Source organism: Pseudomonas sp. AC083 (assembly GCF_979253165.1).
Genome location: NZ_CEEDDH010000001.1, coordinates 354,152 through 369,619, shown reverse-complemented (window position 1 = coordinate 369,619; position 15,468 = coordinate 354,152). Strand labels below are relative to the sequence as shown.

15 protein-coding genes and 1 pseudogene are annotated in these 15,468 nt (G+C 57.4%); 3 read left to right on the top strand and 13 right to left on the bottom strand.

Translation table 11 applies throughout. The features are described from left to right. Positions 1 to 163: 163 nt before the first annotated feature. From AC0IXA_RS01570 to AC0IXA_RS01545, 6 genes are all read right to left on the bottom strand, one after another. Positions 164 to 646, bottom strand: coding sequence for an HvfA family oxazolone/thioamide-modified RiPP metallophore (locus AC0IXA_RS01570; RefSeq protein ID WP_471811321.1), 483 nt, complete (start codon positions 644 to 646; stop codon positions 164 to 166). 251 nt (positions 647 to 897) lie between these two features. Continuing rightward, positions 898 to 1,689 (bottom strand): HvfC family RiPP maturation protein, encoded by a 792-nt coding sequence (locus tag AC0IXA_RS01565; RefSeq protein ID WP_471811319.1) that lies wholly within the window; start codon positions 1,687 to 1,689, stop codon positions 898 to 900. Then, positions 1,682 to 2,566: an HvfB family MNIO-type RiPP peptide maturase gene (locus AC0IXA_RS01560; RefSeq protein WP_471811317.1), complete on the bottom strand. Its 885-nt coding sequence runs from the start codon at positions 2,564 to 2,566 to the stop codon at positions 1,682 to 1,684. The genes AC0IXA_RS01565 and AC0IXA_RS01560 overlap by 8 nt, the downstream gene beginning before the upstream one ends. A gap of 112 nt (positions 2,567 to 2,678) precedes the next feature. Beyond that, complete coding sequence (locus AC0IXA_RS01555; protein WP_024012970.1) at positions 2,679 to 3,098, bottom strand: organic hydroperoxide resistance protein; 420 nt, start codon at positions 3,096 to 3,098, stop codon at positions 2,679 to 2,681. A 61-nt stretch (positions 3,099 to 3,159) separates the two neighbouring features. Then, the gene (locus tag AC0IXA_RS01550; protein WP_471811315.1) at positions 3,160 to 3,675 is read right to left on the bottom strand and encodes an HvfX family Cu-binding RiPP maturation protein; all 516 of its coding nucleotides are present in this window, start codon (positions 3,673 to 3,675) and stop codon (positions 3,160 to 3,162) included. 377 nt (positions 3,676 to 4,052) lie between these two features. Continuing rightward, on the bottom strand, positions 4,053 to 5,114 hold the full coding sequence (locus AC0IXA_RS01545; protein ID WP_471811313.1) for an SDR family oxidoreductase: 1,062 nt from the start codon (positions 5,112 to 5,114) through the stop codon (positions 4,053 to 4,055). Positions 5,115 to 5,218: 104 nt separating this feature from the next. Here AC0IXA_RS01545 and AC0IXA_RS01540 point away from each other — a divergent pair, with 104 nt between their 5' ends. Together AC0IXA_RS01540 and AC0IXA_RS01535 are read left to right on the top strand one after the other, a co-directional pair. Further along, the gene (locus tag AC0IXA_RS01540) at positions 5,219 to 5,851 is read left to right on the top strand and encodes a dTMP kinase (RefSeq protein WP_471811311.1); all 633 of its coding nucleotides are present in this window, start codon (positions 5,219 to 5,221) and stop codon (positions 5,849 to 5,851) included. 108 nt (positions 5,852 to 5,959) lie between these two features. After that, on the top strand, positions 5,960 to 6,325 hold the full coding sequence (locus tag AC0IXA_RS01535) for a low affinity iron permease family protein (protein WP_150742172.1): 366 nt from the start codon (positions 5,960 to 5,962) through the stop codon (positions 6,323 to 6,325). Positions 6,326 to 6,399: 74 nt separating this feature from the next. Here the strand turns inward: AC0IXA_RS01535 and AC0IXA_RS01530 are convergent, their stop codons facing one another. The 7 genes and pseudogenes from AC0IXA_RS01530 to AC0IXA_RS01500 all read right to left on the bottom strand — a co-directional run bounded on the left by AC0IXA_RS01530 (position 6,400) and on the right by AC0IXA_RS01500 (position 13,931). Then, entirely contained in the window at positions 6,400 to 7,512 is a 1,113-nt protein-coding gene (locus AC0IXA_RS01530) for a hypothetical protein (RefSeq protein ID WP_252867610.1), read from the bottom strand. Between the two features lie 126 nt (positions 7,513 to 7,638). Further along, positions 7,639 to 7,986 carry a helix-turn-helix domain-containing protein gene (locus tag AC0IXA_RS01525; protein ID WP_095180026.1) on the bottom strand — a complete coding sequence of 116 codons (348 nt, stop codon included), beginning with the start codon at positions 7,984 to 7,986 and terminating at the stop codon, positions 7,639 to 7,641. 417 nt (positions 7,987 to 8,403) lie between these two features. After that, a pseudogene (locus tag AC0IXA_RS01520) lies at positions 8,404 to 8,919 on the bottom strand (cupin domain-containing protein). Between the two features lie 104 nt (positions 8,920 to 9,023). Then, on the bottom strand, positions 9,024 to 11,426 hold the full coding sequence (locus AC0IXA_RS01515; protein ID WP_471811308.1) for a TonB-dependent receptor: 2,403 nt from the start codon (positions 11,424 to 11,426) through the stop codon (positions 9,024 to 9,026). A 67-nt stretch (positions 11,427 to 11,493) separates the two neighbouring features. Beyond that, entirely contained in the window at positions 11,494 to 12,444 is a 951-nt protein-coding gene (locus AC0IXA_RS01510; RefSeq protein WP_471811306.1) for a FecR domain-containing protein, read from the bottom strand. Further along, the gene (locus tag AC0IXA_RS01505) at positions 12,444 to 12,953 is read right to left on the bottom strand and encodes a sigma-70 family RNA polymerase sigma factor (RefSeq protein WP_471811304.1); all 510 of its coding nucleotides are present in this window, start codon (positions 12,951 to 12,953) and stop codon (positions 12,444 to 12,446) included. Before AC0IXA_RS01505 ends, AC0IXA_RS01510 begins: the two co-directional genes overlap by 1 nt. 81 nt (positions 12,954 to 13,034) lie before the next feature. Beyond that, complete coding sequence (locus AC0IXA_RS01500; protein WP_471811302.1) at positions 13,035 to 13,931, bottom strand: helix-turn-helix domain-containing protein; 897 nt, start codon at positions 13,929 to 13,931, stop codon at positions 13,035 to 13,037. Positions 13,932 to 14,093: 162 nt separating this feature from the next. Here AC0IXA_RS01500 and AC0IXA_RS01495 point away from each other — a divergent pair, with 162 nt between their 5' ends. Then, positions 14,094 to 15,452 carry a glutamine synthetase family protein gene (locus AC0IXA_RS01495; protein WP_016774729.1) on the top strand — a complete coding sequence of 453 codons (1,359 nt, stop codon included), beginning with the start codon at positions 14,094 to 14,096 and terminating at the stop codon, positions 15,450 to 15,452. The last annotated feature ends 16 nt before the right edge of the window (positions 15,453 to 15,468 follow it).

Below are 15,468 nucleotides of genomic sequence, written 5' to 3'. Positions count from 1 at the left end.
GAGCAGTGGGATGGACTTTAGAGTGTTGCGTTCAGGGGATAAATCAGCGGCGGAGAACATCACTTATAACGCGATGTAATCAATACAACGGGGGGCTTTGCAGAAGGTAAATCGCCCTCCCTGGCTGCAGGCGTGGGGAGGGCGAATGCTACGGCGGGAGGAATCAGTTCTGCGCTTTGCTCATGCGGGTAAATAGCTCGGTTGGGACTTTCTTGCCGTTGGAAATGTACTGGTTGGTTCTGAACTTGTAGATCTCACCTTCCGAAAGAAAACCATCGTGGTTGGTGTCCATCGCTTTGAATTCTTCACCGCCCTGAGGTGCTACAGCCAGCAGTTCTTTAAGAGAGACGAGGCCATCATGGTCGGTGTCTGTGCGAGCGAATGAGTCGTCGCCACATTTGCCTTCACCGCACTTGCCTTCGGCAGTAGCGGACTTGTCGCTGGCTTCGCTGGTCCCGCATTTGTCTTCTCCACATTTGCCCTCGCCGCACTTGCCTTCGCCGGTTTTATCGGCCGATGCCAGTTGGTAGCCTTGGGACAAAGGCTCAACAGCAAAAGCCGCAGACGATGCCAGGCTCATGCCACCGGCTAAAGCAATTGCGGCCAGGCCAAGACTGGTTTTGTTCGACATTGGTTTACGGTACATAGTGCTTCTCCAGATGCTTTGCGCGGCGAGGCCGCGGTTCATGCCACAGGGCGGATAGACCCTCAAGGAAGCTCGAGGCGAAGGGCGCAAGCGTCGCCACTTCGACAGAGCGTCCTAGTTCGGGTAGGCCTATTGAGCGGGAGTCATGTATCGGCGATGTATCGGCGAGAGGAGCATTTGTAAGCCAATCCCAAGACTTCGCGTTTGGGTACATAGAGATACAAAAACCGACCTCAGCCTTTGCTCGTCAGTCAGGACAACAGCTTTAAAACGGGGGTCGCGGCTATGCCCACGGCGGCTTGCGCATGCAGCTTGCGCAGCAGCACCAGTGCGTCAGCGACGAAGCCGGTCACGTCTGTTGCACCAGCCTCCGCAGCCAAAGCGTGCAACTGCGCTCGACCATCCATGTCAGGGAACTGCTCGATCCGCTGCAACAAACGGAACGCGAGAGGGCTGACCTGGGAGAATTGCACTTGGCCACTCGGCACACGGCTGATCAGCAGCAACGTTGGTTGTTCTGGCGGTTCAGAAGGCAGGTGGCCCGGCCCGAGACGATGTACGGCCCAGGTGTAAGCCAGCGGCCAGACGAGCGGGGAAAGCCTGAGGGGACGGTCGAGTAGCTGTTCTGCATCACTGACTTTTAACGGCGCAGCGTCCAACTGTTGCAGCGCCATTTCCACCCACTCGTAGTGAGCCAATTCAGGCAAGAACGGGTACCAGGGGTGTTCGTGATCGGGCGAGTCCTCCAGGCTCGCTACGAAGTCTACAAACTCACGAGCAATTTCTCCGAAGCGTGGTGTCTGCGCTCGGTAATCACGCAAAAAACGTCGTACCAGTGCACGCCAACCGGCGTCACCCAGCACGGCCACCAGCACCGGAAACGTTCCACCCAGCAACCCCAACAGATTGTTCAACACCAGGTTGAGATAGACCTGCGCTCTTGCGGGATTCATCTGCGCAGGCGGCGCATAACTGTCCGGGTCACGCAGGTACCGTGTCAGCGCGAGCTGCTGACTGTGCAAACTTGAAGTGGAGTCAGCCATCGACAGTCACCCGCACCAAAGCATTGGCGTCGCGTTGCAAGCGCCTGATGGTGTTCAGCTCAGCCACCAGTTCGTCGTAGGACGGAAAGTTGAAATCGCGCTCCAGTAGGGTTGGCTTCACGCCAAAGAGGCCATAAGCCTGGCCCAGCAATGACCAGACTACCGGTTTGACCGAAGCACCATGGGTGTCGATGATCAGGTCCTCGGCTTGGTCATAATGGCCAGCCACATGCATGGCGACTACGCGTTCTGGTTCCAGGCCGGCGAGGAAAACCGCTGGATCGAAGCGGTGGTTCACCGAGTTGACGTACACATTGTTAACGTCGAGCAACAGGTCGCAATCGGCCTCGCGGAGCACTGCATTGGTGAACGTCAGTTCGTCCATGTCCTGATGAGCAGCGGCGTAGTAAGAGACGTTCTCTACAGCAAGACGACGACCGAGAATGTCCTGTGCACGGCGGATGCGCGCAGCAACGTGATGAACGGCCTCCTCAGTGAATGGCAACGGCAGCAGGTCGTATAAATGGCCATCGTCACTGCAGTAACTGAGGTGTTCGCTATAGAACGGCACGTTGAAGCGATCGAGGAACCCGCGTACCTGCTCAAGAAAAGATTCGTCCAGCGGCGCACTGCCACCCAGCGACAGTGACAGGCCATGGCATGACAGCGGGTAGCGTTCAGCCAGCAACTGCAAGGCCTCACCATGAGCGCCACCGATGCCGATCCAGTTCTCTGGAGCAACCTCTAGAAAATCGAAATCCCCGACTGGAGCGTCGCGAAGCGTGTTGAGCAGCGCACGGCGCAACCCGAGCCCTACATTCGCTTCAAGGGTGAGCGGTGGATCTAAATGTGCTGGTGACGAAATGTTCGTTTGCATGAGCTCAATACTCCGATTCGACGTCTGGAACCCCCGACCCACAGCACCTCCACGGCTACCGCTGGCAGCCGGGGGGTATGAATCGGGTGATTGAAACCCGCCACGATTCTGCTCAAACGAGGTTGATCACCACGTTGATGTTGTTCCGCGTCGCTTTGGAGTACGGGCATGTCTGGTGTGCGGTATCGATCAGGTCTTGAGCAACGTTGCGATCCAGCCCGGGAAGGGAGACGTTGAGGCGAGCCTGGAGGAAATAAGCGCCATCGGTTGTGCCTAGATCGACTTCGGCGTCGACGGCAAGGTCAACCGGGAGGGTGACTTTCAGCTTGCTCGCCGCTAGTCCCATTGCACCGATAAAACAAGCCGACCAACCTGCGGCGAACAACTGCTCTGGGTTGGTACCGGCGCCAGAGGTGCCAGGCGATGACAGCTTTATATCCAGTCGGCCATCGTCACTGAGAGCGGTGCCATTACGACCACCCGAGGAGGTATGGACTTTGCCGGTGTACAGCACTTTATCAATATGGGTCATGATGAAACTCCTGATTAACTAGCGGGGGTTGAGAGCGATAACCTTGGTGACGCGATAACACTCAGCGCGCATTCAAGCGCTTGAGATACCGACCGATGAATGCATCCAGGCTCAGCTTGCCGGCGCCTGTAAACACCAGTGGCAGAAGGGCTACGAGGTAGATCAAAGGAAGCTTGAAATTGCCGTAGCCTTTGTTGCTGATGGAGTACCCCATAGCCAGTTCGCTCAACGTCGACCAGTGCGCCGGCCAGTGAACTGCGGCAGTTGCCACGACGGTTACCACTATGAGGATCAGTGCCGAAAGACGTGTTCCCAGGCCTACAAGCAAAGCAATGGAACAGAGCAGCTCTGCCCACATGGATAACTGCCAGTTGAACGTAGCCGGCAGCTGATTAAAGGGAAAAGGAAAGGCCCCTTGAATGCTTGGGAACCAGTTCTCACCGTTCCACTTTTCCCATCCCGCTTCAAAAAACTCCCAGGCCAGAAAAACGCGCAGGCTCAAAGGGGCGATCCAGTCCCCAGCGCGATCAAGGTTAAGTTGCAGCCGATTCAAGACCGATAACGCGTTTGTTTGCATGGGTTTAATCCTCCGACTTGTCGTCAAGAAAGTGGAAGCCGTTCCGGTGCTCCCACTGACAGGTGTCAGGCACAGGAGCACTGCGCTGGCCGTGAGCGCAGTTCATCGTGCTGGTGTATCTCGCTTGTGTCTGGGCGGGCGGGAAGATCAATGTTGTGTAACGTGTTTGCGTCCGTACACACTTGGATACAGAGCGATACCTGTCGAAGGCGCTATTTTGGAGTTGGGATATACGATCGGCTGCGTTCTGCCGGTGACTGGCGGGAGGATTTCGCAGGGCGAATGAACGTCGCAGATGAGGGGAGGGGCGAGGGCGTGGAAAGTACTGTTGAATGAGGGGGGCACGCCAGGTGCCCACCTTATCTGTCTGGAACCGCCTAAGGTATCAAGCGCATCTCCCGCAGCCTGTCGAACACGTCGAAAAATGCCTGATCACTCGCCTGATAGGCAGCGAAGCCCATCAGGCGGCTTTTCGACATGTCCGTGACCACTTCGATGGGCCGGCCAAGGTCTGCATCTGTATGCCATGGGGAAATCAGGCGTCCAATGTCGGACTCTTTCAAACCGTGATCGGCGACTATTTGCGTCCATACGGCTTGATCGTCCGCCATCTGCTTTTCTAGAGGCGAGGGTGACGCGGGATAGTCAGCAGCAGGCAGGTCGAAGTATTCGGCAATTCGGCTCCACATCCATTTCCACCGGAATACATCGCCATTGGTGATATTGAATGCCTGATTTGCCGCAGCCGGCGTGGTGGCCGCCCACAGTTGCTGTTTCGCCAATTGCCGCGCATCGGTCATGTCGGTGAGGCTATCCCACTGCACCTTGGATCCGGGAAACACAAACGGACGATTGGTTTTTTTGCAAATCGAGGCATAGACGGCGAGGGTGGTCGCCATGTTCATCGCATTGCCCACGGCCACCCCCGTGACGGTATGCGGGCGATGCACGCTCCAGGTGAAACCGTCCTTTTCAGCTGCGGCGAAGAGTTCGTCTTCCTGAGCGTAATAGAAATTCTCGACATCCAGACGACCCTGTTCTTCGCGAAACGGTGTCTGTGGCAGGCTGCCCTTACCGTAGGCTTCGAACGGGCCGAGGTAGTGTTTCAGGCCGGTAACCAGTGCTACGTGTTTGACGCTTTTCGCTGGGCGAATGGCGGCGAGGACGTTGCGCACCATGGCTGCATTGACGCGAATGTTCTCGGCCTCCGTGGCTTGCCGCGACCATGTGGTAATGAACACATGCGTGGGTTTCACATCCCTTAGCGCATGTTCCAGAGAAGCAGGATCCTGAAGGTCTGCCGCGACAGGAATCACGCCGTGCGCTTGCGATGGATGTCTCGACAGCGCGGCAACGTGCCACTGGTTGTCGATGAGTAACTGGGTGATGGCGCTGCCGACAATGCCGCTGGCGCCCACGACTAGAGCTGTCTGGGTCATAGGTTTCTCCTAGATTTGAGTTTGGGAGTCCTGCTGAGCAGCAGAGGTTCAACCTGAAAATCCGTTAGAGTGCGCGCTACTCCCCGTTAAAGCCTGTGAGAAAAATGACTCGTCCGCTGTTTGTCGCTCTGGATGGCCCCAAAGGCGTCGGCAAAACCTCGCTATTGGAGGCCATCACTGAAGTCCTGAGGGCAAACAACCAGAAAGTCATCCGACTGTGCGAGAAAAAAAGCGACCCGTTCAGGGGCGAGACAATGCATCTGGTGAATCGACTCGTCCGACATCCCGACCGGAATCTGGAACTGGAAGTTTGCCAACGCCTGGCTGATAGCCGCAGTTGGATTTCCCAGCACGTGCTGACCAAACAACCCGCCGACAGCATCATCCTCATCGATCGCTGGTACCCGTCCGATGCCGCGTTTCGCCGGATAGTCCCGTTTGCTGAAATACTGCAATTGAACATTGACCGCAACGTACAGGTGCCAGACCTGCATGTCGGGGTGGTTACAGCGGCGGAGATTTCGTGGGAGAGGGCAGGTTCACGCCGGCGCGGCTTGAGCAGTACTGTGCTTCGCGGTCTGGAGGAGCATGTCGACAGTACCCAGGCTTTTGAGCAAGCCGCTGCCGAACAGGGTTGGTTTATATGCCGCAATGAGGGAGCAATCGAGGAGGCGACGGGGCGGGTGGTAGGGGAGATTAATCGGGTGGTGAGCCGCCGGTGCAGCCGCTCCATCTGACGCCTGAGCAATCGTGCGAATCTGCGCCACCGACGAGCGGCGCAAATATGACAAAGTATTTCGCCACCAAACGAGGTCAAGTGATTAGGTTTATTCAGAGGTTTCAAGATGAGATTTGCACGCTTTTGCCAGACACTGTCCAACTGGGCGGGTAGCCCGAAGACCTTTTTGACAGCGATTGTTCTGATCGTCGCCTGGGCTGGCACAGGGCCGTACTTTCATTACAACGACACTTGGCAGCTGATCATCAACACCTCGACAACGATCATCACCTTCCTGATGGTATTCCTCATTCAAAACACCCAGAACCGCGACAATGACATTCTGCATCTGAAGATCGATGAGCTGATACGAGCTACCCACGAGGCACAGAATGCTACGCTGGGGCTGGAGCAAATGGGCTCGAGTGAGCTGCGAAAACTTCGTGAACAATACCGCATGCTGGGTGAGTCAGGGCAGATCAAGTTTGACTGAAACTGGCGAAGCACCCACAAAGCTACGGGGCCCCAGCATTGCGAGCATTGCTGGAGCCCCGCATCGATCGGCTATCAGTCGAAACTCAGTTCCTGAGTCTTGATGTGATTGGCCACTGCGCCGGAGATGGCGTCGAAGATTGCTTTTTCATTGTTGCTGTAGACCTCCATGTCGAGATCCAGGGTAATGGCAGCGCTGCGGATCATTACACCTTCATGGTGGTAGCTGACAAACAGTGAGTGCCAGTCTGTGAATTCCACATCCAACACGAGGTAAACCACTGTCACCGAAGCCATGCCCTGGTCGTTCTTGATGGGGCCAAAGGCGACAGTTGTGCGGCCGTCCTTAGTGCTTGCCTTGTTCCACCAGAAGGTCATGAAGTCGTGGGTGCCCGAATCGTTGGGGTCCTTGGCCAAGAGCGTCGCGAGCTGCTTGAAACTCTCGAGTTCCGTCGCTCCCAGATACGTGCCAACGATGGTGGTCAGCAAACTACCGATGTCCACGTCACCTGAAGAGACATCCTGCCTGACCTGGCCGCCACTCGCTGCCTTCACGGTGAAGCCCAGATCGGTCAGTTGGTAAACCACAGCATCGAACCATTGCTTCGTCTGCAGATAGTCCGTATTGGTGATGTCCACGCCCTTGCTTTTCAGGACAGCACGCGCAGCCCCCTGTGCGTAGAGGTTCAGGTGAGAGTATGCGCTGACCTGCTCCGGGGTAGCATCGGTCATGGCATAAACCAACTGCGAGTCGATGGCTGTGGCGTCGATTGTCGTCGTAGTTCCACCGGTTACCACGCTGCCCAGCTTAGGCGGCGCAAGGGCAGGCCATGCGCAGGTGATGATCCTGCTCGTAAATCCCACACCATCGCGAAGATAGGCTTGACGAGAGCGCCAGTCGGGATGGGATGTGCGGTCGATAGTGAAAGGGACGTCACGCAAGCCTTCGGGAGGGTTACCTATGGACTTGTCGATTGCCACGTTGAGCCTCTTCAGAAGCCCGTCGCACTCGCATTTCGCGAAAACATTCAGATGGTAGTTCAGGCCTTCTGTGTTGGTGACTTGCACGTGAGCACCAGCCCCCAGGGCCGCTTGGCAAGTTGAGATATTCCGACCGAAAAGGCTGAACGTTTTCTGGGACTCGAACTTCACTTCTACATCAGCTTTTGCAGATTCCTTAGTGCACATGATGATCTCCAGCTCATACCCAGGCGTCATTGCTTGGGCATCTAGAAGTTATCAATATCGGACCCTTCGTGAAGCTCAGTCGGTTGAGCAGTGCTCACGAATTGCCCTGAAAATTTTGCGTGGCGCTCAAGGTGCTGGAGTGGTCACTTCATCAAGAAACTTGGCGAGGTTACGAACGTCGTTGTCGGCCATTCTTTCAATCACGTCCGCGAGCGCTTTGCGATGCGGCGCGTCATGCATTGCGCCGAGCGTGTGCTGCCCACGGCCGAGCAGAAGCCAATCGGCATTGACGTTCAACTCGACGCACAGCTTGGCGAAGTTCTCCATACTGATTGGCTCTGAACGAAACCACCGACTGAGGGCGCTGTCCGTCACACCGATTCGGTGTGACAGCGCGTAGAGTTTTGGAAACCCACGAAGGGTATATGCGAACTGAAGTCTCTCGCCGTAGCTTTTGATGCCATGCATTTCCATATCTATCTTCGTCCTTTACTCGGAGAGGCATCGAAAGCTTCAGAAGTCCGCAGCCTCTCCGGGTTTAAGGCGGGTGAAGCCCCCAAGAGCGAATCGAGTGTGGTAACTGGCGGCCGGCAGCGCGCCAAAGATTGCTCTCGGCCATGCTAAAGACGAACTCATGTGCAGTGATATGAACTTTGCCGACGGAGAGCTCAGGTAGGTGTCCGGCCAAGGTGGTTAGAGGTCAAGATGGGAGGAAAACGACGCTGGATAAGTTTGAGTCCAGACGATGCTGCATACATCATTTAACATAATATACATTACACGTAACAAAGTATTACAAGGTTAGCGTGGTCGCCCAGGAGATTTGAAACTGCGTTGGCCGCTTCAAGACCAGCTTTCCCTACAAACTGCATTCTTCCCAATCTACAGTCCTCATCCATCATCCCGCGTCAGCTTTTCAATCAGCGCACCATGCTGCGGAAACTGTGCCGTGAGTTTTGCGCGATTACCGATTTCCATGTCTGCGAAATCAAACCCAGGCGAAACCGCCTCGCTGATCAAGCCAAAGCCATTTGAGCCTTCCAGTAATCGAGAGGCTTTCCAAATTCCACCCGGTACGTGCAACTGCAGTTGCTGACCAGCCAAAACATCGCTGCCCATTACCAGCGTTTGCAATGAGCCGTCGGCGTGGATCAGGTTGTATTCGATGGCGTCGCCCAACTAGAAATAATGCAGGATGTCGGACTGGTTGAAATGAAACTGGCCCACTGGCGATTGCTCAGTAAGCAGATAGTAGATCGAGGTCAGCAGATATCGCGGGCCTTGCTGCGTTTCGAGGCAGTCACGGTGATCGGCTTGATAGGTTCTGCGGTAATACCCGCCCTCGACATGAGGCTGTAGATTCAGCGCAGCAATCACATCAGTTGCGTTCGGCTTGCGCTGAATCATGGTCATCTCCTTTATCGCTAATGATTTTTTGTTAGCTCAACTAAACGGTCATTTAGTGTAGTTAACGTATTTTCGACGACGATCGACGCACTTACCCTGCTCCATTAAAAGTCTACCGTCGCCGACAGCAGATACGTTCGCGGCGTAGAAAGCGTCAATCCCGGCTCACTATCATCCGACGCACCCGCTGAGCTCCAGTAGCGTTTATCCAGCACGTTTTCGATATTGGCGCGCAAGGTGATCGTCTTATCGTCCAGCTTGAAAGCATAGCGTGTGCCTACATCGAGCCGCTCCCAGGAGTCGATTTCCTTGCCGTTTGCCTGATCCAGATACTGCGAACTCGAATAGATTCCACGACTGGTCAGTGTCAAACCCTGCACAGTCGGCACGTCCCACTCCGCGCCGAGGTTGACGTTGTATTTCGGTGTCGCCGGTGCGCGGTTGCCGTCGAATGTGCCGTTGGTGGTGTGGGTCAGTTCGCTGTCGATGTACATCACACCGCCGAGCAATCTGAAGCCTTTGAGCGGTTCGCCGAACACGCTCAGTTCTACCCCATTGTTCTCGCGCTTTCCGTTTGGGCCGAAGACTCGCGTGGTAGCGTTGGTTTCGTACGCAGGCTGTTTGATGCGAAACACCGCTGCTGTCAGCGCGTATGAGCCTGCGTCGTACTTGGCGCCGACTTCGACCTGGCGACTGATGAATGGCGGGAAGATTTCGTCTTCGTTGATGGATGTCGATGGCGCGATCTTGCCTTGGCTCAGACCTTCCATGTAGTTGGCGTATAGCGAAAGTTTGTCCGTCGCCTTGAACAGAATGCCGCCCGACGGTGAGACTTTTTCCTCATCGTAAGCCGTGTCGCCCTTGATGCCGTCGCTCCAGTCATCGACTTTGACTCGCTGCCAGCGCGCCCCCAAAGTCAGCAACAGGCGATCGTCGAAGAAGCCGAGTGTGTCCGACAGCGCCACGCCGCTGAAGCGGTTCTCTGTGTAGACCTTTGCGTCATTGCGAGTCGGCGTGCCGGGTCTGGCGATTTCCACCGGGTCGTAGAGATTGCTGCGCCCGGCCGCGTAACGGGCGCCGCCGTTTTCGAAGTCCATATAAAAGTAGTTGGCCGCCAGGTTCACTTCATGGCTGACCGGCCCGGTCTGGAACCAGTTACGAACGCCAGCGGTAGCCGTGCGGACGTTCTCGTCGCGAGTGAAGTCGCGCGGCTGAACGCTGAAATCACCGGCATCGTTGGTCACCGAAACTGCATGGCGCAAGAAGTCATGATTGCTTTTGCGTGCGCCGACGCCGCCATACAGCATGACCGAATCGCTGACATCGAACTCGCCGTTCACCGTGCCGAAAGTGTCTTTAGTGCGCGCCCGGCTCCAGGGTTGCGCATAGTTGTCGCGCACATCATTGGCGTTCGGCACTTTGGCATTGGCGGCGACTTGCACGCGTTCCTGCGGTGCGTCGGTGTCGCGTTCGGTGTGGCCGATATCGGTGGAAAGTCGCAAGCGTTCACCACGAAAGTCCAGACCGAGCACCGCCATGTCGCGATCGACGCTCTGGTGATCCCATTCCGTATCTCCGGACTGTTTGACCCCGTTGAAGCGCAGACCGAATTGGTTTTCGTCACCAAAACGCCGTCCGACATCCACCGCGCCGCCGACTTGGTTGTTCGAGGCGTAATTGGCTGTCAGCGAGGTGATCGGCTTGTCGGTCGCGCGTTTCGGCACGACGTTGATCCCCCCTCCTACACTGCCCCGAGGCGAAATCCCGTTGATCAATTGGCTCGGGCCTTTGAGGATGTCGACGCGATCAGCCATTTCCATATCAATGGTGTACGTCGGCAAGATTCCGTAGAGGCCGTTGTAGGCAACGTCACTGTTGAACAGGCTGAAACCACGGATGGTGAATTGCTCGTAGCGGCCACCGGCCGGGTTGGTTGCGCGTACCGAAGGGTCGCTGCCGATCAGGTCGCCGAGGGTGCGCGCCTGTTGGTTTTTCACCGTTTCGCTGGTGTAGGTGGTCATGCTGAACGGGGTTTCCATGAAATCCTTGGAGCCCAACAGCCCTTGCGAGCCACGCCGCGCAACCTGACCGCCAGCAAACACGTCGGCATCCGCTGAACCGCTCGCGCCGAGAATCGATGTCGGTGCCAGTTGCAAGGTGCTGCCTTGCGCTGCGGGCACTAGCGTATAAGCCTGATCACCGACCGGTTGCAGCTGCAAACCGGAACCCAGCAACAACTGGCTGAACCCCTCCTCCACACCGAACTCGCCGGACAATCCATTGCTGTTGCGGCCACTGACCAGCGCCGGATCCACCGAAAGATTGACTCCAGCGAGACCGGCGAACCGCGTCAGCGCCGCACTCAGACTACCGGCCGGCACCTGATAACTGCGGCGGCTGCCGTCGTCGGCCCAGCTCGATTGGATCAACACGGGGCTGGCACTCAGGCTCAGCAACAGACTCAACTGCAACAACGGACGCAAACGACCTGGAAATACTGCGGGCATTGGAAGAAGCTCTCGATTTTGTTCACTTGCCTGGAATGACCAGCGAGGCGAAAAAAAGGGACAGGCTTCAGCCAGTTTTTTCTGCGCGCGTTACCAGTGACACCCAAAATCGCGTTCGCCTGTGCACGTCGACGGGCAAACTGGCTGCCAGCAGTGCCAGCACTTGATCGGTATCGTCGAGGCGGAAACTGCCGGTGATACGCAGTGATTCCAGCGCCGGATCCCAACGCAGCACGCCCGAGCGGTAGCGACTCAGCTCGCGGAGGAAATCACCCAGCGCCTGGTTTTGCGCCATCAACACGCCGTCGCGCCAGCCGGGCATCAACGCATCGAATGCCGTCACCGCCCCCACGCCCGAAGCTTGCAGACTGACTTGCTGGCCCTGCTGCAATACCAGCGCCGGGCCGTGCAGTGGCTGCAATTGCACCGAACCACGCAATACGCAGACCTGGCAATCGCGTGCATTGAGGCGCACCGAGATGTCGCTGTGATTGACGATCATCCGCACATAAGGCGCGTTGACGATAAAAGCCGAATCGCCCGCCACGTTGAGCGCCATCTCGCCACGAATCAGTGTCAGCTGACGTGCAGGCAGATCGACATTCACCGCGCTGTCGGTGTTGAGTTGCAATGAAGAATCCTGGGCCAACTGCACTTTGCGCCGCTCGCCAGTGCGGGTGTGCAAATCGGCGCGCCAGACCTCCAGCGGCAGCTCCCGGCTGATCAACCAAACCGCCGGCACTAGCGCCGCTACGCCCAAGGCACGCTTGAGAGCAGCGCGCCGCGCCGGATCAGGCCGATCCAGCGTGGCCATGGCCAGTGTCGGCGGCAAACCTGCGAAACGCTGGCGAAGCTGCTGGATTTTCTGCCAAGCGTTCTCGTGGCGACTGTCACTGGTGCGCCAATGCTGCAATCGGGCGTGATCTTCATCACTGGCGCCGCCGGACTCGAGCAGTGCCAGCCATTGCGCTGCGGCCCGTGCCACTTCCCGCGTTTCATCGCTGGGGGCAACGCGCATCACAGCTCCACCAGCAAGCAATGCTCGTACGCCTGGGCCATGTAGCGTTTCACCGTGCGTTCGGAAACCTGCAAGCGCTCGGCAATCTCGCGGTAGCCGATGCCTTCGAGCTGGCTCCAAAGAAATGCCCGCCGCACCGCACGCGGCAAGCCATCGAGCAACTCATCCAGCGCCTGCAAGGTTTCCAGCAGCAACCAGCGCTGTTCCGGCGAGGGCGCGCACACTTCCGGCAATTGCGCCAAGGCGTCGAGGTAGGCTTTTTCCAGATGGCGCCGCGTGTAGAAATTGCTCAGCAGGCGTTTGCCGACGGTGAGCAAATACGCGCGCGGCTCGCGCAACTCGGCCAGTGGCGGCGCGTTACACAGGACGCGTAGAAAGGTGTCCTGACTGAGGTCCGCCGCATCCCACGCATTGCCCATGCGCCGGCGCAGCCAGGTTTCCAGCCAGCCGCGGTGCTCGCGATACAACTGTTGCAGGCTCTGCTCCGACGGTGACGTGGCTTCAATCATCTCAAGAGACCCTGCGCGAAGGTAGATTCAAATGAGACTGATTCTATTTAACTTCTCGATGGACACAAAGCCTTTTTCTGCTCAGCGCTTGAGCGTTTCGCTCGGCAGCTCCTTGAACAGCGCGCGGTAACTGCTGGAAAACCGTCCCAGATGCCAGAACGACCAGCGCATCGCCACTTCGGCAACTGTGGTTTCCGTGGGCCTGCGCTTGAGCAATTCACGGTGCGCACTGTTCAGCCGCCGCAGGCGTAACCAGTGACTCGGGGTCATTCCGGTGTAGGCCTTGAAAGCCTGTTGCAGCTGGCGCAGCGGTACGCCGGCAACGTGAGAAAGTTCGAGCAGATTGACCGTGTCTTCCGGCGAATCAGCCGCCCACTCCCCTACTCTTTTGATGATTTGGCGTTCGTTATTGCGCCGCTGCAATCCGCTGTGATCAAGGCTGGTGTGAGCGTTATCCAGGATGAACAGGCAGTCCTCAAGCAACTGTTGAGTCAGGCGATCTTTATCCAGTGGATCAGCAGTTTGCGCCAACTTCGTGAGAATCGAGCTTAACCAGCCGCTGAACAAAGCGTTCTGGCCGCAGTTCAGCGGCGCCATGAACAAACCCTCGAGCTTTGCCACTTGCAAACCATGCTCGCGGACGAAATCCGGACCGAACACCACGGCGATTTCCCGGTAGTTCTCCGGGGTGATCCAGATGTTGCGGCTCTCTTCGTTGAGCAGGTACAGCGCGTTGTCGCTGCGATCGAAACAGAACGCCAGAGCCCCGGATGGCGCACTGAAATTCTGCTCGACACGGGTGTTCATCTGTTCTTCGTAGACCTCGACGCCCTGCAGATCGAGATAGCGAATCTGCCCGGCGAAATGTCCCGGCGACATCTGCTGGTAATGCTGGACCCAGCCCGGTGTAGCGCGGATTTGCTCGGCCACGTCGGCGGTATTGAACGCTTGTACCTGAAGCGGATTGCACGTTGTCATGGGGTGACCTTGCGCACTCTTTTGGTGCGCTTTGGTGCTGCTGAAAGTGGATAGATGGAATCGCAAGCCGCGCCCAAGATAGTCGCCAACGCGCCACAGGGGAAGGGGCGGAAGATGAAACCCGCCCTCCCCGGCGTCTACAAAACCAATAACGAGGTCTTTATGAACGCCCCTTTCGATCAGCTGTTCACCTGGCTGAAAGATCACAAGATTACCGAAGTCGAATGCGTGGTCAGCGACCTGACCGGCATCGCCCGCGGCAAGATTGCACCGACCAACAAGTTCCTGCATGAGCGCGGCATGCGCCTGCCGGAAAGCGTGCTGCTGCAAACGGTAACCGGGGATTTTGTCGACGACGACATCTACTACGACCTGCTCGATCCGGCCGACATCGACATGGTCTGCAAACCGGTTTCCGACGCCGTCTACGTTATTCCGTGGGCGATAGAGCCGACCGCCATCGTCATCCACGACACCTTCGACAAGTTTGGCAATCCGATCGAACTGTCGCCGCGCAACGTGCTGAAAAAAGTTCTGCAGCTCTACACCGACAAGGGCTGGAAGCCGATTGTCGCGCCGGAAATGGAGTTCTACCTGACCCAGCGCTGTGAAGATCCGGACCTGCCGCTCAAGGCACCACTGGGTCGTTCGGGTCGTGCGGAAAGCGGTCGCCAGTCGTTCTCGATCGATGCCGCCAACGAATTCGATCCGTTGTTCGAAGACGTCTACGACTGGTGCGAACTGCAAGGCCTGGATCTCGACACGCTGATCCACGAAGACGGCCCGGCGCAGATGGAAATCAACTTCCGCCATGGCGATGCATTGGATCTGGCCGACCAGATCACCGTGTTCAAGCGCACCCTGCGCGAGGCGGCGCTCAAGCACAACGTCACCGCGACGTTCATGGCCAAGCCGATCGGCGACGAGCCGGGCAGCGCCATGCACTTGCACCAGAGCGTGGTCGAGATCGCGACGGGTCAGCCGATCTTTGCCGATGCCGAGGGCAACATGAGCGAACTGTTCCGTCATCACATCGGTGGCTTGCAGAAATACATCCCGAAAGTGCTGCCGATGTTCGCGCCCAACGTCAATTCGTTCCGCCGCTTCCTGCCGGACACCTCGGCACCGGTCAACGTCGAATGGGGCGAAGAGAACCGCACGGTCGGCCTGCGAGTGCCGACATCGGGGCCTGAATCGATGCGCGTGGAAAACCGCTTGCCCGGCGCCGACGCCAACCCGTATCTGGCGATTGCCGCGAGTCTGCTCTGCGGCTACATCGGCATGGTCGAGAAGATCGAGCCGAGCGCGGCGGTCGAAGGCCGGGCCTATGAACGCCGCAACCTGCGCCTGCCCATCACCATCGAAGAAGCCCTGACGCAGATGGAAGAGTGCCCGAAAGTCGCCGAATACCTGGGCAGCAAATTCGTCCGCGGTTACGTCGCGGTCAAACGCGCCGAGCACGAAAACTTCAAGCGCGTGATCAGCTCGTGGGAGCGGGAGTTCCTGCTGCTCAGCGTCTGACCGCGCCCCGTTACTG